The sequence below is a fragment of the Lignipirellula cremea genome, assembly GCF_056501455.1.
Window position 1 is genome coordinate 1,400,561 of sequence record NZ_CM151415.1, and the last position, 21,707, is coordinate 1,422,267.

The 21,707-nt window shown below is 63.8% G+C and carries 16 protein-coding genes and 1 pseudogene; 8 read left to right on the top strand and 9 right to left on the bottom strand.

The annotated features are described in order from the left end of the window. Positions 1-30: 30 nt before the first annotated feature. The gene (locus tag SH602x_RS05465; protein WP_479475832.1) at positions 31-456 is read right to left on the bottom strand and encodes a BlaI/MecI/CopY family transcriptional regulator; all 426 of its coding nucleotides are present in this window, start codon (positions 454-456) and stop codon (positions 31-33) included. 509 nt (positions 457-965) lie between these two features. On the opposite strand from SH602x_RS05465, the gene SH602x_RS05470 reads away from it, so the two are divergent. The 7 genes and pseudogenes from SH602x_RS05470 to SH602x_RS05500 all read left to right on the top strand — a co-directional run bounded on the left by SH602x_RS05470 (position 966) and on the right by SH602x_RS05500 (position 12,288). Next, a complete protein-coding gene (locus SH602x_RS05470; RefSeq protein WP_479475833.1) occupies positions 966-1,244 on the top strand; it encodes a hypothetical protein in 279 nt (92 codons plus the stop codon). 258 nt (positions 1,245-1,502) lie between these two features. After that, the gene (locus tag SH602x_RS05475) at positions 1,503-1,772 is read left to right on the top strand and encodes a hypothetical protein (protein ID WP_479475834.1); all 270 of its coding nucleotides are present in this window, start codon (positions 1,503-1,505) and stop codon (positions 1,770-1,772) included. A gap of 75 nt (positions 1,773-1,847) precedes the next feature. After that, a pseudogene (locus SH602x_RS05480) lies at positions 1,848-2,171 on the top strand (IS630 transposase-related protein); the annotation flags it as partial. Continuing rightward, entirely contained in the window at positions 2,138-2,779 is a 642-nt protein-coding gene (locus tag SH602x_RS05485) for an IS630 family transposase (RefSeq protein ID WP_479477093.1), read from the top strand. The pseudogene SH602x_RS05480 and the gene SH602x_RS05485, both read left to right, overlap by 34 nt. Before the next feature lie 4,886 nt (positions 2,780-7,665). Then, complete coding sequence (locus SH602x_RS05490; protein ID WP_479475835.1) at positions 7,666-7,806, top strand: hypothetical protein; 141 nt, start codon at positions 7,666-7,668, stop codon at positions 7,804-7,806. Positions 7,807-7,888: 82 nt separating this feature from the next. Further along, positions 7,889-9,256 carry a transposase gene (locus SH602x_RS05495; RefSeq protein ID WP_479472661.1) on the top strand — a complete coding sequence of 456 codons (1,368 nt, stop codon included), beginning with the start codon at positions 7,889-7,891 and terminating at the stop codon, positions 9,254-9,256. 122 nt (positions 9,257-9,378) lie between these two features. After that, a complete protein-coding gene (locus SH602x_RS05500) occupies positions 9,379-12,288 on the top strand; it encodes a hypothetical protein (RefSeq protein ID WP_479475836.1) in 2,910 nt (969 codons plus the stop codon). 16 nt (positions 12,289-12,304) lie between these two features. Here SH602x_RS05500 and SH602x_RS05505 read toward each other — a convergent pair whose 3' ends face one another. From SH602x_RS05505 to SH602x_RS05520, 4 genes are all read right to left on the bottom strand, one after another. Then, positions 12,305-14,506 (bottom strand): carboxypeptidase regulatory-like domain-containing protein, encoded by a 2,202-nt coding sequence (locus tag SH602x_RS05505; RefSeq protein ID WP_479475837.1) that lies wholly within the window; start codon positions 14,504-14,506, stop codon positions 12,305-12,307. A gap of 206 nt (positions 14,507-14,712) precedes the next feature. Further along, a complete protein-coding gene (locus tag SH602x_RS05510; protein WP_479475838.1) occupies positions 14,713-15,993 on the bottom strand; it encodes a hypothetical protein in 1,281 nt (426 codons plus the stop codon). 233 nt (positions 15,994-16,226) lie between these two features. Further along, on the bottom strand, positions 16,227-16,691 hold the full coding sequence (locus SH602x_RS05515) for an SRPBCC family protein (protein WP_479475839.1): 465 nt from the start codon (positions 16,689-16,691) through the stop codon (positions 16,227-16,229). A gap of 303 nt (positions 16,692-16,994) precedes the next feature. After that, the gene (locus SH602x_RS05520; protein WP_479475840.1) at positions 16,995-17,696 is read right to left on the bottom strand and encodes a hypothetical protein; all 702 of its coding nucleotides are present in this window, start codon (positions 17,694-17,696) and stop codon (positions 16,995-16,997) included. A 509-nt stretch (positions 17,697-18,205) separates the two neighbouring features. On the opposite strand from SH602x_RS05520, the gene SH602x_RS05525 reads away from it, so the two are divergent. Beyond that, positions 18,206-18,574: a hypothetical protein gene (locus tag SH602x_RS05525; RefSeq protein ID WP_479475841.1), complete on the top strand. Its 369-nt coding sequence runs from the start codon at positions 18,206-18,208 to the stop codon at positions 18,572-18,574. 420 nt (positions 18,575-18,994) lie between these two features. Here SH602x_RS05525 and SH602x_RS05530 read toward each other — a convergent pair whose 3' ends face one another. From SH602x_RS05530 to SH602x_RS05545, 4 genes are all read right to left on the bottom strand, one after another. Continuing rightward, positions 18,995-19,168, bottom strand: coding sequence for a hypothetical protein (locus SH602x_RS05530; protein ID WP_479475842.1), 174 nt, complete (start codon positions 19,166-19,168; stop codon positions 18,995-18,997). Between the two features lie 767 nt (positions 19,169-19,935). Next, positions 19,936-20,520: an IS630 family transposase gene (locus SH602x_RS05535; protein WP_479477094.1), complete on the bottom strand. Its 585-nt coding sequence runs from the start codon at positions 20,518-20,520 to the stop codon at positions 19,936-19,938. Then, on the bottom strand, positions 20,421-21,008 hold the full coding sequence (locus SH602x_RS05540) for an IS630 family transposase (protein ID WP_479477095.1): 588 nt from the start codon (positions 21,006-21,008) through the stop codon (positions 20,421-20,423). The genes SH602x_RS05535 and SH602x_RS05540 overlap by 100 nt, the downstream gene beginning before the upstream one ends. After that, positions 20,930-21,454, bottom strand: a complete 525-nt coding sequence (locus SH602x_RS05545) for a transposase (protein WP_479475843.1) — start codon at positions 21,452-21,454, stop codon at positions 20,930-20,932. The genes SH602x_RS05540 and SH602x_RS05545 overlap by 79 nt, the downstream gene beginning before the upstream one ends. Positions 21,455-21,707: the final 253 nt, after the last annotated feature.

Consider the following 21,707-nt stretch of genomic DNA (forward strand, 5'->3'; position numbering starts at 1 on the left):
GCGTCTGAACACCCGAGCCTTCGAACGGCGTCAGCCAGAGTCTCGATCGCTCTTCCGCGCGGACTTGCGAGCACGACGGTCCACGCTCTTCTTCGTCGGGGTCGTAGCAGGCGATCCCGCTGCAGCGCGAAGCTCGGAGAGGTCGGCTTCGCTGAGGCGCTCTGTCTCGACGAGACTGAGCAGCAACTGCTTCGTCGACCCGGCGAAGAAGGAATCGACGATCTCGCCGAGCATCGCGCGGAGCGCTCGCTTTCGAGGCGTCTTCGCGGAATAGAAGTAGACCTTGCCCTCCTTCCGCCGGGCGACGTGGCCCTTCTCCACGAGAATCGTGAGGTAGGACCGCAGCGCCGGGTCCTTGATCGGCTCGCCGTAGCGCTCTCGGATCTCGGCCGGCTTCAGCTCGCCGTGCTCCCACAGCGCCTGCATGACGCGTAATTCGCCCGGAGTGAAACGCATCGCGACCGCCTCCCGCCTTCGTGATGACTGAATGTGCAGAATCTACTGCAGGTAGAGCCGCCGCCGCAAGCGAAATCCGCAGAAGATTCTGCACGTCACTTCGTCACTTCCGCCTCCTCCCGTGTAACTACTTCGTGAGCCCTCCGCTCCTGGCAGCCTTCGGTCGTCCCACGTAGGTCGCTTTGCCCTAATTGGACGCTGCACGCATCGTCGGCTACGTTGCGAAGATCACGTCTCCAGCTTCCTGAGTTCGCTTTCGTCGATGTGCCAATGGACGACGACATGTCCTCTCCGGCGAAGCGTTCGACAGATGATGTCAGGCGAGCAAGGCAACCACGCAGCGTGTTCCCACGCTTTCGCCTGCGAACGTTATTCGCAGTTGGGTTGATCTTTAGCCTCGGCCTGGCGTGGGTCGGAAAGGGTCTCTATCGGGTTCGGCAGGAGGATGCGGCAATCACGTCGCTCAGCAGACCGGGCGGCGGCGTCTATCGGAGCCTTGGCGGTCGCAGTTGCCGGCCTTCGGAGACGTCGCCCTGAGCGAAGATCTCTCGACGCTCTTCGTCATCCCGCATCCTGCTGCTGGGCGGGGGTGGCGGATAACGGTTCTCGACGCCGACACCGGCGAACTCCTGACCGCCCTCGACGGCCACTTCGCGTCGCCGGTGCAGCTGGAGTACCGTGCTGACGTACAGCGGCTCTACAGCCTCGGCGCTGACCGGAACCTCATCGAGTGGGACGTCGCCCCCGCCGGCCTGACTGCCGCGAAGGAGCGAGAGAGGAAGCGATAAGGCGACTGGAGGAGTTGAAAGGCGAGAGGCGTTCAGACCGCTCGCGATCCAGTGGTACAGGATGAGCTAAGACTATGGCTTTCTGTCATTCTCGCTTGCTGCCTTCAATCCGGTCGGGGAGACGTCCCACTCCAACAGGTGGCGATCGCGTCCCACGCTGTAGAGCCGCTGGGCGTCGCGCCAGTACTTCAGTTGCAAGACCGGAGCGAAATGGCCGTCGAGAGCCGTAACGGCAGCGCCCGTCTTCAGGTCGAGAACATGAATTCGGTCATCTGGCTCGGCATTGTCGGGATGAGCGATGACGAACGCGTGATCCAGTTCGTCATCGAAGACGGCGTCGCCGAACGAAGGGAACTTGCACGGCCAACTCGGGGACCGCTCTTCCGCTCGTCCCTGCTCCGGGTCCACGACGACGGCGGTCCACCGGGGCTCGGTAGCCGTTCCAGACCGTGCCAGGAACGCCAGCCGTCCGTCCCGTACGAACTGGGGAAAATGACCGGGGGCGGGAAGTTCGATCGCTTCGCCTAGAGCGGCTTCGCGATAACTCTAGCGCAAGCTGACGAGCTTCGGTAGGTTGGGTTCCTTCTCGAACGGAGGGATCCGATGGCCGAAGCGTATTCGAAAGAGTTCCGGCGGGACGTCCTCGCGGCGTGCGATGCGGGGGAAGGAACGAGCGCCGTCGCGAAGCGCTTCGGCGCGTGCGAAGCGTGGGTTCGACGCGTCAAGCAGGTGCGCCGCGAGTCCGGCAAGGTCGAAGCGGCCAGGACTCGCGATCGGCGCCCCGATTGGGAGCCCTACAGCGACGACATCCGAAAGTTCGTCGCCGAGAATCCGGACGCCTACCTGCGCGAGATCGCCGCGGCCCTGCCTCGCAAGTTCGTGCTCTCGACGATCTGCACGGCTCTCAAGCGGTTGGGGCTGTCGCGAAAAAAAAGACGCTCGTCGCCAGCGAGCAGGCGCGGCCCGACGTCGCCGATGCCCGCGACGCGTGGCGGAAGGGCCAGTCCAGCCTCGACCCGCGAAGCCTCGTCTTTCTCGACGAAACTTGGGCGAAAACGAACATGACGCGGACGTACGCCCGGTCCGATCGCGGGACGCGAGCGCACGGTTCCGTCCCGCACGGCCACTGGAAGACGACGACCTTTCTGGCCGGCTTGCGGTCGACCGGCCTGGTCGCGCCGCTCGTCGTCGACGGGGCGATCAACGGCGAGCTGTTCGTCGCGTACGTGCGAACGCAGCTCGCGCCGGTTCTGCGAGAGGGCGACGTCGTGATCCTGGACAACCTCTCGAGCCATAAGCGGATCGAAGCCCGCGAGGCGATCGAAGCGGTCGGCGCGCGACTCTGGTTTCTGCCGCCGTACAGTCCCGACCTCAACCCGATCGAGATGGCCTTCTCGAAGCTGAAACGGATGATTCGCGACGCCGAAGCGCGAACCGTCGAAGGCCTGTGGCGCCTCTGCGGTCGCCTCGTCGATCGCTTCCGACCCGACGAATGCAGGAACTACATCGCCCACTGCGGATACCGCTACGATTAACGCGAAAGGGCTCTAGTTCTCTCGATGCCGCGTCGACGAAGACGAGATTCTTCTCGCCGTCCCACACGGCGAGTCGATCTCCGCCCGGCGAGAAGAGGAGTTGTCTCGCCGGAAACGGCGCCGTCACCGATCCCTGAACTTCCCCCGTCGCGGCATCCCAAAGCGTGATCGACCCCTCAGGTTCGTCGCGTGCCGCGGCTATTCGGTCGCCGGTCGGCGACATGGCGATGACGGATGGAAACGGCTCCGTCCCTTGCATGACGACCGGCTCCTGGTCCCCGGCCGCGTCGAAGCGGATGATTCGACGCACGCCGGATGGATCCGTTCCGACGGCGCCGAGCCGACGGTCGCTCGCGCTCGATAGAAACTGCAAATCATCGAGAGCGTCGGGAACGACGAACCCCGCGCTCGGCGCCATCGCCGCGACGTCGATCGCCTGGATCGAGCCGTTTCCGGAATCGATCAGGGCGATCCTTCCCGACGCGACGAGAACCATCGTCGGCGGCGCCGAGTCGCGGCGTTCGAAGTCGACTCGCCTCGCGCGTCGAACGTCGGGAGGGCCGTCGAGCTTGGCGTAAAAGTCGCGGATCGCTCGGTCGTTGGACCAGTCGATGTCTCGTCGTCGCTTAAGTTCCGGGTTGCGCGAAAAGAGCGTGCGGCGCTTGAGTTCCCATGCGAGAGAAAAATCGCCGCTCAGGAAGGCGAATACCTCCGCACGGACGTGTTCGCTCGGGTCGAAGTTCGGTCGATCGGCCAGGTACCGCGCTCCTCGTGCGAGCGTTTCCGGGGGAAACTCTCCTCGAAGCAGACGGGTTCCGTTGGCGTTCGCCTGCTTGTTGATGATGAAATTGAGAGCCTTCGTCCCTTCCGCGTCGCCGTAGTAATCCATCATCTCGGCGGCGAAGGCCCCTACGTCGCCAGGGCTTCCGTACCATTGCGGCAGGAGCGTGAACGTCATTTCCCAGAGAAGGGTATCGAAGTTCCGATCCCCTTCGAGTCCGGCGTAGAACGCCTCGCGAATCTCCTCGAGATCGTATCCTGCCGAGCGTCCGATCTGCATCTGTACGACGCGTACGTAATAGTCGTTCGGGCTCCGTTTCGCGGCTTCCTTAATCGCGGCGTCGGCGCGCGGAATGAGCTCCGCGTGCACGCGCCAGCCCTCTTCGGTTACGTCGCCTGCAAGTCCGTCGCCGCGAGCGTTCCACGCGAGGGCGTAGAGCGCGCCCGCTTCGATCGTCCAGGGGAACGACGAGTCCGGAAGCGTCTGCTTCCATTTCGCGATCGCCCGCTCCATCTCGTTCGTGCCGTCCGTCGGATCGAGCGGCTCGTTCTCGATCGCCTTCAGCTTCGCATCGCCCGCGACCTGGCTGATCTCCCCCGACGCGATCGCAGCCTTAACCCGCTTCGTCTCCTCCTCGCGTACGAGAGCGTCCGCCTTGCGCAATCGGCTCGAGAGATTGTTCATCGCATCGACGAAGTAGTGCGAGCTTTGGACGTCGTACGGGCCGGAACGCCGCAGATACGCGAGCACCTCGTCCAGGTCGCGAAGAAACTTGTCGTCGATCCGACCTTCGACGATGCGATCGAGGCGAACGAGCATCGACTCGCCGTAGTCGATCGCGTACGCAGGCGCGCGCTCTTCTTCGGCGGCGCCGGAAGGACGAAACCCTTCGACGGAATTTAGGTAGGCGCAGTCCTCCTCGGTCAGTCCGGCGACGATGTCGACGCGGTTCTCGTCATCGAGAACGACGCACGCCGTGCTGATGGCCTGTACCAGCCGCCCCTGCTTCGGAGTCGGATCGCTCAGGGTGCCCTTCTGCCAGAGCCGCCGTTCCCCCAACTTCGGCGGCTCGCGCCGCCCGGCGCGCTCGTAAGCTGCCAGCAATTGCGGCACGTCGCACTCCGGTAACGGTCGACTGCCTGCCACGAACCGATCGCGAAGCTGCGGCTCGAGGAGATGAAAGACGCCGCCCTCGGGTCCCAGCTGAACGGCGGAGTAGGTGGGACGCGACAATCGACCGTCGACGCCGGGGGGACGTCTCCAAAGCAAGACGAGCGTTCTGCCGTCGTAGGCGACCGCACGATCGAGATCGGGAATGAAACCCGTTCCAGGGACGGCCTTGAACGTTTCGTACGGCTTGCCGGGTTCTTCGATCCAGATCGCCTGCCGCATTCTCCAGGCGGCGAGGAACCGCGTACGGTCGTCCATCCGGTCGTCGAAACGCTCCAGGATCTTTCGCTGCGACTCGGGAGAGAGCGCCGCGAAGTCGTACCAAAGGTCTGGCAGGACGCCTCCGGGCAGGAGGAATAGGACGGCGCGGCCGTTGAATGCGATCGGAGAGCCGTCGAACGGCTGCGTCGGGCAGGATGGGTACTCCTTCGCGTCGCCGGAGGGAGTCCAACGTTCGATCGGCGCGTCGAACTGCGGACGCGGTCGTGCATCGAGCCAGGCTCGATCCTCCGGAAAGACCTCGGTCAGAGGCAGCATCGTGAAGGCGCCGTTCCAAACGTGTCGCAGAAATACGCGTTCCGCATCCCACGCGATCGCCTCCGCCCTTTTGTTGTCGAGCGGCGGCGTCGCCCACGCGCGAACGGTCCGCCTGCCCACGTCCTTGCCGATCGCGTCGAGATCCGAAGCGCGATACACGATCTTCTCGGATAATCGCATCCGCGGCGAGACGAAGCCCTGGACGGAATTGAGGTAGGCTGCGTCCTCTTCCGATAGTCCGAGCAAAAGGTCGAGCGTCCCGTCCTCCAGCAGGACGGAGCAGGTCCGATCGTTCCGCGACAGCAGGCGACCCTCGGTCGGCCCGACGGAACGCAAGAAACGCCCCGTCCAGAGTCGTCGCTCGCCGAGCGTCGCGGATTCGCCTCGTCCCTTCGACGCGAGAGCCTTCTTCGCCAGCAGCTCCGCCGAATCGAGCGGACGACTCTCTTCGTCGGAACGGCTCTGTAGCGTTTCGAGCATGCGACGATCGACGTCAGCATCCGACGCCGCGACCGCGACGAGCCGGAAGCCTGTCAGTCGTTCGATTTCGTCGGAATCCTCCTCGCCGATAAGACGAGCAGAATCTTTTTCGAGCAGGACCGATTCGCCGTCGAAGGCTACGGCGAAGGAGTCGCCGACCTGCAGCGGCGTTCCGTCGCGCTCCTGCCAGATCGCCTGACGCGTCACGCCGGCGGCGCGAATCCAGTCGTCCGCGTCCATCTCGAGGGCGCAGCAGCCCAGGAAGATCTTCCGCGTCCGAAGGTCGACCGCCACCGAGAGGACCGGATGGACGTGAATCGAATTCTGCGGAGTGGCGCAAATGGCGGCTCGTCCATTGAAGGCGACGGGACGCAGGTCGACCATTCCGACCGGCTGGTCGTCCCAAACGTTAGCGCTCGGAAGCGGCGTGATGCGTACGACGCGCGAATCATACGAGTGCAACTCGGCACTCGCGACGTACGCATCGTCTTCCGCAGTCAGGTTCTTCCGGTCGAAGCGAAGATAGTCGCCGTCGCGAATTTGCACGAAGGCGCTGTCATCGGTTCGTGAGACGAGGCGTGCCGAGCGCGCGTCTTCTGGAAAGGACGACCAGTCCCGCCAGGAATACGATTCAGGTAATTCGTCATAGACGCTGGTCTTGGCCATACTTCCAGCGCCGATCGACTCGTACCACTTCGTATCGGCGGCCGTCCCGGCGACGACCTCGACCGTGCCGTCAGCGAGCAGAATCACGCTGCCCGTCTCGTCGCGATAGATCCAACGACCTTCGACAGGATTGCCGCTACGACCGGTCGCTCCTTCGAAGCGACGCGGCTCCCCGACCGGAGCGGAAGTCAGGCGTTCCTTCCGCGCGAGCGCCCGAAGCAGCGACGGATCGACGTCGCCTGGAATGTAGCGAGCCTCGTCGACGAACTTCTCCAGCAGGAAGTCGCGCAGCTTCAGCGCCTTCGCGTCGGCCTCCGAGACGCGCATCGTGCGAAGCGCGCCGGGGAGACCGTCTGCCGTCCGCGGATCTTTGTACGCCAGCCAGAAGCCGTCGTACGCGATCGGCAAGGCTCCTGAGGGAAGGAGGTCGTCGAACTGGCCCTTCGGCAGGATGCTCGCCGCCGACGCAGGGTCGGCCGTCCAGAGCGCTTCATGCGTCGCCGCCGCGGCGAGGATGCGTTCCTCGGGAGAGAGTTCGTCGGCGTAGAGCTCCAGGAGCTTTTTGAGCGACGCCTCGTCCAGCATCGACGGAGGATGCCGCGTGTCGGAGATCCGATCGTTGCGGACCGCGACCAGGAACTGACGACCGTTGAACGCGATGACGCGCCCGCTGAAGCCGTTGACCGGCTGCGAGGGAATTTCCTTCGCGATCTCCGTCACGCCCCATCGCAGACGGTCTCGGGCGATCGGCGGGAGGGGCAGCGAGGCAAGGTAAGCTTTGTCCTGCGCCGAGAGCGTCTCGATCGGCTTGAAGACGTACGTTCTATCGGGCGTCTCCAACACGGAGTTGGTTCGGTCCCAAAATACCGCTCGCGCCCGAAAGCCGTCTTCGAACGGCGGGCCCCAGTATCGATACGGGCGCTCGTCCGGAGCGGCCGTCAGATTGGCGCTCATCGCCGCCGTCGCCAGGAGAGACAAGGTCCTTAGAAGCCGAATCAGCTTCCACCAACGCGAACGGGTCCGGAGCGGCAGTCGGACTGGACGAGCATCGCATCCGTCGACTTCTTGTGCGTTCATACGCGATCCAGCGACCAGAGAAGAAAGACGGTCCGTTCGAGAAGATCGTGCGTCTCAGAATAAGGTCGCCGTGCCGTTACAGGGTAGCGCTTCGGCGCCAGAAAGCTGTGAAACCGCGGCCTTGGTCTCGACTCGCACTCCACCGATCGGCGCTGTCTTCGGTCGCATCGAGGCGATGGCTGAGAGCGCCCCTAGCCACTTCGTCGCCGAAGACCCATCCGACGTCGGGGACGCTGTCGGCGAATCGCTCGACGAACAGCGCTACGTCCTCCGCATCCCGCCGCTCCTACTTCAGACCGCTCAGTTCCCGATCTAGAAGAGCATGTCGCTAGCAGCCCGTTGATTTTCGCCCTGCCTGCGCTATCCTCGCGTGATCTCGACGCGGGGGAGGAATCGCGATGGGCTTGGGCAAGCGGAAGCGGGAGACGCAGGGGACGTTCTGGGTTCCGACGGACAAGCTGGGGAGCGGTCCGCGAAACGTCTTCTACGACCGTCTGAACGGGCTGCTGGCCGAGATCGAATTCGACGGACGGCTCGAAGAGGCGGCCGCTCCGTACTACGAAACGACGGGGCGAAAGAGCCTGGCGCCGGGCGTCTACTTCCGGATGCTGTTCATCGGTTACTTCGAGGGGATCGACAGCCAGCGCGGCATCGCCTGGCGCTGCGACGACAGTCGCTCGCTGGCCCGTTTCCTGGGCTTCGGTCCCGGCGAGGAGACGCCGGACCATTCGACGCTCACGCTGACGCGAAACCGGCTGCCGCTGGAGATCCATCAGCTCGCGTTCGACCTGGTTCTCGGCCTCTGCCACGAGAAGGGTCTGCTCAAGGGCAAAACGCTCGGCGTCGACGCCAGCGATCTCGAAGCGAACGCTTCGATGAAGTCGATCGTCCGCCGGGAGAACGGCGACGACTGGCAGGAGTACGTTCGCAAGCTCTACGAAGCCGAAACGGGCGTAAGCGACCCGGACGACGAGGAGCTGCGCCGCTTCGACAGGAAGCGGAAGGACAAGAAGGTCTCCAACGACGAGTGGGTCAATCCGCACGATCCCGACGCTCGGATCGGGAAGATGAAGGACGGTCGCACGCATCTCAAGTACAAGGTCGAACACGCCGTCGATCTGGAGACGGACGTGATCGTCGCGGCGGAAGTCTACGAAGGGACCGCCGGCGACTGCCGGACGATCGAAGATACCGTGAACGCCGCGCGAACGAACCTGCGCGAGGCGGGCACGGGCTGCGACGTGGAAGAGGTCGCGGCGGACAAGGGCTATCACAGCGAAGAGTCGCTCGACCGGCTGCAGCACGAGACGCACGTGCGGACGTATATTCCGCAGCCGAAGCGAGCGAAGTCTCGGAAGCGAAAACGCAAGCCGCCGAGTCGTCAGGCGGCCTATCGTCGCAATCGCCGGAACGCGCGCGGACGTCGCGGTCGCAGGCTGCAGCGTCTACGAAGCGAGAAGGTCGAGCGGACGTTCGCGCACGTGCTCGAAACGGGCGGCGGCAGGAGAACCTGGCTTCGCGGGCTGGCCAAGATCCGCAAGCGCTACCTCGTCGCCGCCGTCGCTTACAACTTGGGACGGATCCTGCGCCAACTCCTCGGCGCCGGTAAGCCGAAACAGTTCGGAGAACTGGGAGCAGCGCTTTCCGCCGCGTTTGGGCTCTCCAGCTTCGCTGATTTCGCCGTCGGATCGCATCGAGCGATCTTAAGCATCTCGGTCGCCGTCCGGCTCCCGCTCCTGATGCCTCGACGCTCAGCGACCTTTTGAACGCTCAGGCTCTCGCGAACAGGGAAATCAACGGACTGCTAGGGAAGGAGTCTTCGTTGAAGCGGCGACACGCTTTCGCTCTATTGGCAACGTTGCACCGCTCGTATTTGCTGGAATAAATCATGGTTCGTCATTCGATCACGACCTCGCTCATCCTTCTCGCTGTGCTCGCTTACCCAGCAAAGGGGGCCGAGCCAGACGCTCCGATTCGGGTCGCGGTGACAGGGCGCGTCGTCGACGGGAACGGAACAGGCGCCGTCGGCGTCGCGGTGCGCGGGATCGCCTACGACGAGACCGTGCGGGCGACAAGCGCCGAGGACGGCTCCTTCACGATTCACGTCGAACGGGATCGCGTCGGGTCGCTGGCGATCGTCGCCGACGACGGTCCAGGCGATCGGATGGGCATCTACAGCTCGCGTACTCAGACGGCGAAAGATTTCGAGATTCCGTTGGAGATTCCGCTCCTTCCGGTTCAGCGACTGAGGGCCACGGTGCTCGACAGCGAAGGGGCGGCGGCGCCCGGGGTCGAGGTCGGCGCGATGGCTGATTACGTCGGCGTCGCGAGCGGTCTTTCCGACGCCGAAGGGAAGGTCATGCTGCGGATGCCGGCGGCGGGCGTGCTGCAGTTCGTCTACGCCTGGAAGCCGCAGGTCGGCTTCGACTATCGCACGGCGGCGGGTCAGGGGAATCGTCGCGCTCGACCTGAGTGGCTGGATGCAGGCGCGGTGCAGCTACAACTCGCCGAAACGAAGTCCGTCGACGTTCACATCGTCGACGAGCAGGGAGCTCCGATCGCAGGCGCCGAGGTTCGGCCCTGGACGCTGCAGAAGCCCGACGAACCGGACTACTTCAATCTCGGATTCATCCCGCATCTCTTCGACGTAACGACCGACGAGCGGGGCGTTGCCGAGTTTCGCGGTCTCCCAAGCTGGGGTGAGGAAGGGATCACCTTCTGGCCTACCGCGAAGGGCTTCGACCGGCCGCGGATCGAGTTCGTCGCCAGCGAGCATCCCGACGGAGCGGTGACGGGAACCCTGCGGCGGCTCGTGAGCGCGAGCGGACGGGCGACCTTCGCGGACGGCAGACCCGCAGCAGGGATTGAGATCCTCGCGGTGGGCCAAGGCTACGGTTTCGACCACGAGCGTAAGACCGTCTCGACGGATGCCGAGGGCGGCTTCAGGATGGATGTCGCTCCGGAAATGCTTTACGCGCTCGGGGTGAGGGATGACGAGTGGGCGGCTCCCCTGATCGACGGCATCGTGCTCCGAAGCGGAGCGCCGGCGACGGACCTGCACTTCCAGCTCGTGCGGGCGACGCGAGTGCACGGGGTCGTCACCGTCGGTCCTGACAAGGTTCCGGCAGCAGGCATCGGGGTCAGCCTCCAGCAGACGGGGCGGTCGCTACAGGCGCTTCGCGGCGATCCATTGCCGATCCCGCCGGGCCAGCGAAATCGCTGGATCGCTCCCTCGATCGGGCGCCATGCGACGACCGACGAACAAGGCCGGTACGAGTTCTTCGTCGGCCCAGGAACTCACTCGCTGCGCGGACCGTCCCAAGTCGCCCCCCAGACGATCGAGGTGGACGGTCAAGCCGACGTCCGGGTCGATCTCGCCGCGCCCCGTCCCGAAAGAGGTCCCTTCGCCGGAACGATCGTGACGGGAGATCCTCCTCAGCCAGTGGCCGGCGCGACGATCGAGGGGATTTATCGATCGACGGCCTCCGGGGGAAGGTTCAACGCCGAAGCGGACGAGAACGGACGCTTCGCATCGGAACGCAAACTCCATCCGATGACGCTCATCGCTCGCAGCTCCGACGGCAAGCTAGCGGGAGTGGTCGAAGTCGGAGCGGAGGACCCGGAGACGACCATCGTCATCGCGCCGCTGGCGTCCGCTGAAGGTCGACTTGTCGATAAGTCGACGGGAGCGGCGATGTCGGGAAAGCAGGTGCGATGGGCAAGGCGAGTCTACATCGGCGAACGGGGGGACAGTGCCTTTCAGGACGCGTGGGGCGCGACAGAGACGACCGACGAAGCAGGTCGTTTCCGCATGGAAGGTCTCGTCGTAGGTCAGCAGTACTCGCTGAGTCTCATCGCTGACGACGGAAGCGGGCGATTCCTTCCGATCCTTCCAAGCCACACGCCCCTGACGGCGGAAGAGAAGGATCTGGGCGACGTCGCCGCGGAGCCTCTCTACGTACCGCCCACGTTCGAGGAGCGAGTCGAGAAGCAACTCGCTTCGGACAAGACGCCCGTCGAACGCTACGACGCGGCCCTAGAGAAGGCGAACTCGCTACGACAGAACGTCGTGATCGTCTTCGTCGATCGCGAGAACCCGCTGACCGATGCATGGTTTCGGCTGCGTCTGGAGGACGACAAGGTTCGTATGGCGGCCTACGCCTTCCAGGTCCTCCACGTAGACGCGAAGAGGGAAGGAGCCTCGGCGCTCGCCGACCGACTCGGCGTGACGCTGGAGAACGGCGAACTTCCGTCATGGGCCTTCCGCGATGCGGCCGACCAGGAGGTGGAGCAAGGGTCTATTCCTCGCAGTGCGGCAGCCGTGTTCGACAGAGCCGCAGTACTCAACGTGCTCGCGGCTAACGCTCCCGAACCGCTTGACGCACGTACCCTACTCAAAGACGCGCTGGCCGAGGCGAAGGCTGCGAACAAGCGAATAATCTTGCAGGAGACCGCGACATGGTGCGGTCCCTGTCACATGCTGGCGCATTACCTGGAACGGCATCGCGCCGTGTGGGAGCAAGACTACCTCTGGGTGCGGATGGACCAGCGCTGGAACGGTAGCGACGAAGTCATGAACGGCATCAAGGAAGGTCCTCGCGGAGGCATTCCCTGGTTCGCCATTCTTGACAGCGAGGGCAAAGCGCTGGCTACGTCCGACGGTCCTGACGGCAACATCGGCTTCCCGAGCGAGCCCGCCAGCATCGAGCACTTCATGTCGATGCTCTCATCCACAAAGCAGCGGATCAGCGTTGAGCAACTGGACGAGTTGCGAAAGGATCTGGAGCCGAAGGAGTAGTCTCGGTCCGCGGCCATCAATCGAGACTCTCAGGTTCCTGAACGAGCGTCGGATCGTACACGATCCGGATGTTCTGTGCGTTCATCTCGGGATTGGCGCGCGCTGGGCGGAGGATCGGCTGGCCGGGCTGGGCTTTGTACGCCATGAGCGAAATCGGCTCGTCGGGCAAGTCGGTCAGCCGAAAGCGCCCGTCCTTGTCCGTTTCGGTCCAAGGCGGCGCGCCTCGCTGGGGTCGCGCCAAGTGCATGCCTGACGCCAGGCTTGCGCTGACGGAGAAGCCTGCGATCGGGTTGCCTTCGCGATCGACGACGACTCCCGCCAAGGTTTGCCCGCTGGTCTTCAGTTCCAAGTCGGGGAGATCGATCGTCTCTCCGTCTGGGACCCCCACGGTTTGGATATGCCCCCGTCCTAGAGCCCCGTCGCGGACTTCGGCGTTGCCCTGCGGTTCGACGTGCAGTTGGTACTTGTCGCCCTTGCGGAGGCCGCTGAGTCGATACTTCCCCTCGGCGTCGGTCGCGACCTGACTGAGAAGCTCCATTCGCAGGCCTCGCTCGACTTCCTTGCCGCGATGGAGACTGACCATCGCTCCCGCGACCGGACGCCCTCTCATCACGACGCGCCCGGCTACAGCGGTTCCCGCCGCCATTTTCAGGTCGACGTTCTTCGTCAGGGTCTGATCCCAAGGGTGATCTTTCGTCGGCAGGATCGTTTCTTCGGCGGAGCCCGAACCGGACCCGACGGCGACCCGCGTCGGAACGTAGGGCGATAGCGAGGTGAGGCGGTATCGGCCATCCGCATCCGTGACGGCCTGCGCTCGCCGATAAGGAGCCTCCTCGTTCATTCCGGTCACCTTCAGTCCCGGGGCCGGCATCCCCTGCTGGTCGAACACCTGCCCCTGCACGGTCATGCCGCGCGCGAGGTGCACCACGACTTCCTCAGGAACTTGGTCCCCGCTGACCGTAACGGTCGGGCGCTTCACCTTCGGGAGATTCTGAAGCGCGTAAACCGGCGGAACGAAATATCCGTCGACTTCTCGGAAAATCGAGAAACTGACTTCGCCCTCAAGCGTCGGAAGCTCAAACCGTCCGTCGACATCGCTGATGGCCATCGCGCCAGTGAAGCGAGGCGCCTGATCCTGCTCCCGGCGCGCTCCGCCCGAAACATAAACGCCGGCGATCGGTTTGCCCGTGTCGCGGTCGATGACTCTTCCGGTCGCCTTGCGCGTCTCGGGAAGCTTGATCTCGACGAGATCTCCGCCTTCGAGCCGCAGATCGATCGGCTGGATGAGTCCGACCCTGGGGAGCAGAGGGTCCGCGGAGTAGTACACATCGTGAAGTCCGGGAGCGTTCACCGCGAGAATCGCGATCCCCCCTTCCCCGAGCGCTGCCGAACCTCCGTAGTGACGCTCCGAATCGACGGCCATGACTCCGCCGTCAGTAACCGGGGCGCCTTCATGGTCCACAACTTTGATACGCGCCCAGGCGTTCTGCTTGACCGTCGCGCGGACCGGCGCGCGGTAAACCGGATGCCGTCCGTTCGCCGAATCGCGGTAACCTAAGTCGGTCGACGTGCCGTTCCCCGTGTCGATCAGGAAGAAAGCGCGGTGACCGGCGGCGCTTTCGCAGCGGACCGAGATGCGATAGTCCTGCGGCATGTGGTGCAGGACGAAGCGTCCCTCCCGAATCTCCCCGACGAACCGGAGTTCGGAGAGGATGGTGTTGAGATCGCCTGGGCCTTTGAGAGTCGGATCGAGATTATCGACCGCCTTGGTGAAGCCGATTGCCCTCAGTTCGCCCGCCTCCAGCGGAACGTCCTGCTCGTCCACCACGACGCCGGAAACGTCGGCTTCCTTATTAAGCTGAAACGCTATCTCCGGAGCGTCGAACGATGTGATCGTCTTCCAGTCGAGCGCGTACCCATCGGCCCAGGCGACGACGTTGAAACCTCCCGTGCCCTTGCGCAACTGTTCCAGACTTTCGACCAGGCGGGGCGGGACGCCGATGCCCTCGAAGCTGAAGCGGCCTTCAGCGTTCGTCGTCGTGCGAGCCAGCACGTCTCGGTTATGCGGCACCCCGAAGACGTACTGACTTCCCCCTAAGTCGGCGCGCAGGACGACGGAAGCTCCGGAAAGCGGTTCGCCGCTTTCGTTCTGCACAGTGCCGCTGACGGAAATCGCGGGCGCAATGGGAGAGGGTTCGCTGCTGATGACGACCGGCATCAGCTCAGCGTGTTCCTTCGCCCGTCCAAAGGCTGTAAATGCGAGCCCTATCGCGACCGCAATCGCCGAAACATGACCGAGAGCGAAGCGGCCGTTGACGCAAGGTCCAGCAGGGCGAGCAAGCGGCGAAGCAAGCATGATTCAATCCTTCGAAGCGGCGATGCGGTTTAGCGGCGAGGACGACGTGCTGCCTTCGGCCGACCGTCTCACGGAGACGCTGAAGGACGCTGGACGGCGTCCTTCACAGGAACCGTCAGGTCGTCGAGCGAAGCGCCGAGACGGACTCCGAACGAGGCGCCGCTTAGCAACTGATGGGGGATCCGGTCGGCGTCGATCGCGAGCGTTCGATCGCCGACGTGGATCTCGTACACTTCGGGCGGCAAACCGGTCGCCTCGAAACTGCCGTCCTTCTGAACCGGAACGCTGATCAGATCCCAGGCCGGTTCGCGCCCCAGCGTCAACTTCAGGTTCTCCGGCAAAGGCTGCCCGTCTGCTCGTTCCACCTTTCCACGAATGGACAGCGGCGCGGCGACCTCCAACGCGCCTAAGTCGCGAGTCTCGCCCGACGCGGGAACTGCGAAGGTCTTGGTCGTCAGGATGTGCGGGCTCTCCGTTTGCTTCGCTTCGCCGACCAGCGAGTAGATGCAGTAACGCTGGTCCGGCGGCAGATAACGGAACTCGAAACCACCCTCCTCGTCCGTCACCGCGCCGACAGCTTTGACGAAGATCCCCTGCCCGGCGCCTCGTTCGAGCTGAACGACTGCGACGCTCATGCCCGCGACCGGCTTGCCGCCCGAGACGAGCCTGCCGACGACGCCGGCTCCGGTTCGCGCTTCGATTGCAAGCGGCTCTTCGCCAGGTTCAAGGAGCGAGAACTGCTCTCCGCAGATTCCATGGTTCGTAATTTCGAGGTCTACCGCCTCGAAGTCAGCGGGCAGAACCATCGCGAAGTAGCCCTTCTCGTCCGTCACGATCGATTCGACGCCCTCCACCAGGCCCCACCAGCGTCCGCGCGCAGCCTTGGCGCCGAAAGGCTCGACCAGCGCGCCGACCACCGGCGCTCCGTTCTGGGTCACGATCCCAGAGACGACGCGGGCAGGATCGACATCCTTCGCCGCCTCGTCGAGAGCAAGCGATACGGGGCTGACCAGAGGATCGATCAGTTCCGTCTGCAGCGTGCGGAACCCTGGCTTGGCGACGACCAACCGAAACTTGAGGCTCGGGTCCAGATTCTCAAGGGAGAATCGACCCTCTTCGTCCGTCGTCGCGACCTTCGCGCAGTCGAGATAGCAACTGGGACAAAAGAGTCCGCGACCGATCCGCGGCGCAGCCGTCGAAATGTCGACGCGAACGCCTTCGAGCGCCTTACCGTCAGGTCCGGCAACGACGCCTTCTATAGTCGCGCGTCCGACGACCCCTTCTTCAGCTTTCGTCGCCGAGCAAACTACGAACGCCAGCGACAAGACCGCGAGAGTTCTGAGTGACATCGTCTTCGTCCTGTTTCTCGACACTGATGCGGATCGCCCACGGCCACAGCGCGTCCCCGTCGGCAGCGCCCTCCGAGGCATCGACTTAGCTGGTACGGGCCCGTTCGGATTACGTAGCCGTTCCGGCGCCGGTTCGCGTTCTTTAGAACGACTGGAAACCTCGGGGGCAACTTACTGCGCCCGGAATCACGATGGCCGTCGCCGATTCTCGCTGAGCCCTCTGCGCCTGGCGCCTAACTGTCGGAACGCTCGGCGAACCAACGGCTCAGCGACTTCAGCCTCCTTCGAGTTTCCCACCGAAAGACAGCCGTCATGGCGGGGTGTAACAGCCACCGAAGCCAGGAGGGACGAGCAGTAAAACGGTACTTGTACTCGACCGTCGATGAGCCGTTACCTAGATCATGATGCCGAATGGTCGCAGCGAAAGTTTCGAAGAACGCAGGACGATTCACTAGCTTCACGGCCGCGACGCGAGGCGGCCTGAAGGACACGTACTCGGTCTTTAACGCGATCCCGCCCAAGTACCAGCGGCCGGTACACACAGTCGTTGCATGAAGCTGAGCCTCGGACCAGCCGTCGCATAGGCCCGCGTGCTGCAAAAGCGTGTCCCACTCCAGGCGACGATCGTAGTCGTGCAGCAGGCGAAATACCTCGGCGCTCGGGGCGGGGACAGTGTCGTTTACGGACCCGTGGGGCATTGGAACGCTCCTTGCTCCAAGAACTCGAGCAGTAAGTTATTGCATCTGTCTCCGCAGGGACGTGGGACGAGGTCACCGAAACGGAAAATGGCTGCCGCGGATGCGACGACCGTTCGACCAGGTTGCTTCTCGCTTGAGTCGCTGGCTACGTCCGTTGGTGCGGACGGCAACATCAGCTTGCCTGGCGGACCGACTGCAGGGTCCGCGCTCGCAAACGTTCGAAGCGCCATCGAGTCTCGAACCCGTCGCCGTCCGCGACTGGGAGAGGACATCCCCGTGCGGCGCGCGAGGAAACAGGTCGGGTCAGGGTAGGTCGGCCTCGAACCTGGCCGACGTCCACTTGCCGCTTTCGACGCCGAAAATGGAGCAGCCGTTTTCCGCGCGGTAGATCGCCTTACCGCCTTGCACGGAAAGTCCAGACACCGAGATCGAACCCTCCGTACGGATTTCGACGGCAGCCCCCTTTGGAACAGCGAGCACGTCCCAGGTGCCGGTCTTCGAGCTGAACGCGTAGACTCTTTCCTCGACGACATGGAGGACCAAGCCGTCGACCATATAGGGCATCAGTACGCCGGCTGCCGACTTTTCCAGCTTCGTCGCCCGAAACCTACCGTTCCGATCGATGGCGACGAGCTCTTCGATCGCCTCGCCTGAAAGGTGAAAAGCCCCCGTGGCGCTCGAGCCGCTGCCCGCGAAAGCGTATCCGCCGCCGTCCACGATCGGACGGGCGACGATCTTATCCGGGAACTCGTGCCGATCCCATGAGCCGTCCTCCGACGAGTAGCCCAGGAAGACGTTCGAGTCCTTGCGGAACGCGATCACGAAGCTGCCGGAATCGATCGCGATGACTTCACTAGTCACCTCTTCTCGATCGGAAGCCTGCGAATCCTTCGGGGCAACCGGTGCCTCGGCGGCGCCCGTCGGAGACTGCGCGCTGCTCCATGCGGACGTCGCCGCGAAGCACACCGGCAGACATACCAAGGTTCTCAAAAACCGCATCGACATCGCGACCCTCTTCGTTTCTTCGCGGCGTAGCGATGCCGCGAGAGGCACGCCCCTTAAACATTCTTTCTTAGTGGCGCGATGATGGGATCGCAACGAAGTTTCGAATGAACGACTTCCGGTTCACTTGGCGTAGAATGACTCTACTCAACGCGAGGCGGGGATCCTGTGGACGAAGACGACAACCCTTGGAGTTCGACCCATGAATCGCACTAGAAAAATCTTGTTCGCATGCGGCGTAGTCGCGATTCTCGCGACAAGTTTCGCGTCATCGACACAAGCGTTCGGTGGACGGCATCGGAATCACGGCCGCAGCAATCCTGGCAGCGTCACGATCTACCCAAGTCGTTACGTCAGTCCCGGACCAGGCTCTACTCCGCCCCGCGCGAATCCATTCGGCTACGGCATCGGTTACGGAAAGCCCAGTATCGCCGTCAGGTTCTAGATAGCGACTTGGGCTTCAGGAACGAATCGGCGGCCCGCCGCTGCCGGCGTTCTATGGACCGGAGGCAATGCAGGCCGCGCCCGTATCGAGTTTCGTCGCAAAGGTCGCTAACGAAGGTCCGGTCTGCAGCGAGCCGCTGGCAGATCCGGAGGGGGATCTGGGGCTGTGTTTCCAGACCGCGAAGCCATTGCGGCATTCGGCAGACTCCGGCTATGACTGCCCCCGACGAAGACCGGCCTCCGCTCAATCCCGAGCCCGCGACCTGCTCGGCAACCATGGCGCTCAATCGGAGGTAGACGTCGAGCCAGATCCCGAACAGTCCGGCGTGCCGGAGGTCGACGCTGCGATGCTCACGTTTCATGACCCCGTCGAGTCGATGACGATGCACCGCTGGATGAATCGTTGGGCCGAACTCGGACTGAAGGAAAACATGTAGTCACCACGACGGGCATGCAGCCGTGTTAGTCAATCGCGAGTTGGCTGCGTCAGCTGGCCTATGAACTCGACTGGTCCGTCGAGATGGTGGCCCGCCACGCAGGCGGAAAGGAGATCGAGAACCGATCATTCGCTTATCCCCAGCTTGCCAGCCTCCTCGCCACGCACCCTATCAACGCTCAGTAGTTCCGACGCAGGGTTAGCGAATGCTGGGCTGTGAGCGGAGCCCAAGAGGGGGCGCGCTTATCGCAGTTCGCGAATTCAGGCGAAGCGATAGCGAGCGTCGAGCGGCTACTTCGCAAGTTCCCTCCGGTTCGCCAGCGAGCTTCGGCAGCAGCGCGTACGCCTCGCCCCGGGCGATCGCCTTGCCCAGCTCCAAGGTCGTATCGCTCCAGAGAGCGGCGGCCGGAGCGGAGCCGCGTTAGACGCTCTCCCATAGCGTGCGGAGCTTCAGCTCCCGCAGTTCGGCTTCCCGCTGCTCCGTCCCCAGCCGGAACTTGTGCTGCACCCGTTTGCCGGTCGGGGAGAGCTTCCACCCGAGTTGCCGCGAGAAGTACCCGTCAGCGTCTGGTTTCCCGAGTTTCTTGCGTCGCATCGCCATCGCCGTTCCGCCTCCTGGGAGAGGTGTCGGGCCACCTGTTATGGCCAACGGTACGCAGCGAATCGGACAGAAACCAGCGGCTATCGGACGCCTTATCGGACAAAGTATCGGACAGTTGCCTATTTTCGCGGTTTTGGAGAGCCTGATCGATAGCTCGAAATTGCCGCAAGTGCAATGAAAAAGGCCGCTTGCGAAAAAGTCGCAAGCGGCCCTGGATGTGGAGGCGGCAGGGCTGGCTTGATCTTGACCTATCAAGCTATGGCCGCAGTTGACGTTGCGTCCGCCGAGTCATCGCGCAATCGGACCGCAATCGTGCCTTATTGGACACATTTTCGTACCGTTTGTCGGACACGCTTTGAAGACAGTTGGTCTCTGCTGGAGCGGCTGTTAACTTGCCCGTCGCAGGTTCGAGCCCTCAGGGAAGCCTCTCGGATTGCCCTGAAATCCGCCTGTTAACTCGTTAACGCCCGGCATCTCTCGAAGCTGCCGGGCGTTTTCCGTTTAAACCCCGCTGCCGCAAAGCTTTGCGGCGATGTCTCTCGCTGAGGCCGACGTCTCTGGTTCGTACCCGTCTTGATCGGGGTGCGCTCCTGACCCTCAAGGTCGCGAGCGCCCCGAAGATTCGGGCTCGAACTCTCTTGATCTCCAGTTAATAGGCAGAACGAATTAACAGCCCAGATTGCCGGAAATGGGGAGATGGAGAAGGGCGAGAGAGGGGCTTTGACTGGGGAGTTACTGCTCCTCGCCTAGCGGATGCCCTTCTAGATCGGTAGCTGAGCGGTCTTGAAGTACGAGCGTCGGATACGGAGGTCGCGACGCTGACGGACGAGCGATTCGCCGGCGGCGTCGCCGACGTCGAAGAGATCGTCGGCGGCGAGATTCGCGAGGTCGGCACGCTTGGCGCAGCTCCAGACGGCTTCGACCGGATTGAGATCCGGCGCGTACGCCGGCAGCAGTTCGGGATCTAACCAGCGGGCGCCTTCGTCTTTCAGTAGGCGGATCGCCGAGCGATGGACGTTCAGCCGGTCCATCACGACGACCAGCGGCGTCTTGAGCGTTAGCCGCAGATGCCGCAGGAACCAGACGAACTCGGGCCTTCGGACGTTGCCGTCGTAGAACCGCCAGAAGAGGTTGATCCGCTTCCGCCTGGGCGAGAGCGTCACCGCTCCGATCGCCGAGAGCCGACGCTGCCTTCCGGATGCGCGGAAGATCGGCGTCTGGCCGCGCGGAGCCCAGGTCTTGCCGATCAGAGGACGGAGCAGAAAGTCGGTTTCGTCGACGAATACGACGGTCGCGCCGCGCCTGCGAGCCTTTTTTTGATGCGCGGCCAGTCGTGCGAACGCCAGCGAGCGATCGCCTGCTCGTCGCGCTGCGCCGCTCGGAACGCCGGCTTCTGCCTGGTGAAGCCGAGCTTCTTGAGCAACCGCCCGACGTGGCTGAAGTGATACGTGACGCCGAACCGCTCGCGGATGACCTTCACCAGTCGCGGCAGCGTCCAGAGCTCCGTCGCGAAGCCCGCGGCTCGCGGTCCTTCGCGGACGATCCGCGCTAGCTCACTCTTCTGCTCGACCGACAGCAAAGGCCGCCGCCCGAGATTCGGACGGGCCGCGAGGGCTTCGACGCCCCCGCGCGCCATCGCCCGCTTCCAACGCTTCACGCTCGATCGATCCACTCCGAATCGACGAGCGACTTCCGCGATCGACACCCCTTCCCCTAGGAGCCCGTTGATTTCCCGGTTCGCGGGCGGGCGTGGCGTCAGGCGGCCGAGCGACGGACGGCCGTGAGAAGCGCGAGCCGGACAGTGATCGAGATGCGAGTGATCGCTCGATGCGATCTGGCGGCGAAATGGGCGAAGCTGGAGAGTCGAAACGCGGCGGAAAGCTCCGCCTGCAGGTTTCCGAACTGCTTCGGCTTGCCCGCTCCGAGCAGTCGCCGCAGGATCCGTCCGAGGTTGTAGGCGACGGCGGCGACGAGATAGCGCTTGCGAATCTTCGCCAGGCCGCGAAGCCAGGTCCGTCTGGCGCCGCCGGTTTCGAGCACATGGGCGAAGGTCCGCTCGACCTTCTCGCTGCGAAGACGTTGCAGCCTGCGACCGCGGCGCCCGCGCGCGTTCCGGCGATTGCGACGATAGGCCGCCTGACGACGCGGCGGCTTCCGTTTTCGCTTCCGAGACTTCGCTTGCTTCGGCTGCGGGATATAGGTCCGCACGTGCGTCTCGTGCTGCAGCCGGTCGAGCGACTCTTCGCTGTGATAGCCCTTGTCCGCCGCGACCTCTGCCACGTCGCAGCCCGCCCGCGAACCGGGAAATCAACGGGCTCCTAGCTCAGCTGAGCTAGGGTACGGCCCTCTTTGAATCTGACGATCTATATCCTGCATGCGCTGAGTTACGAAAGGCCGTGGAACTAGCTACGGACTTCGGCTACATCGAGATCGAAGCGAAGGCCATTGAGCTGTTGGGTGCTGCACTGGAACGGCTTGGCGAATACGAAGAAGCGTTCGCCTCTTTCGGACGAGCCGCTGGCCTGAGAGAAGG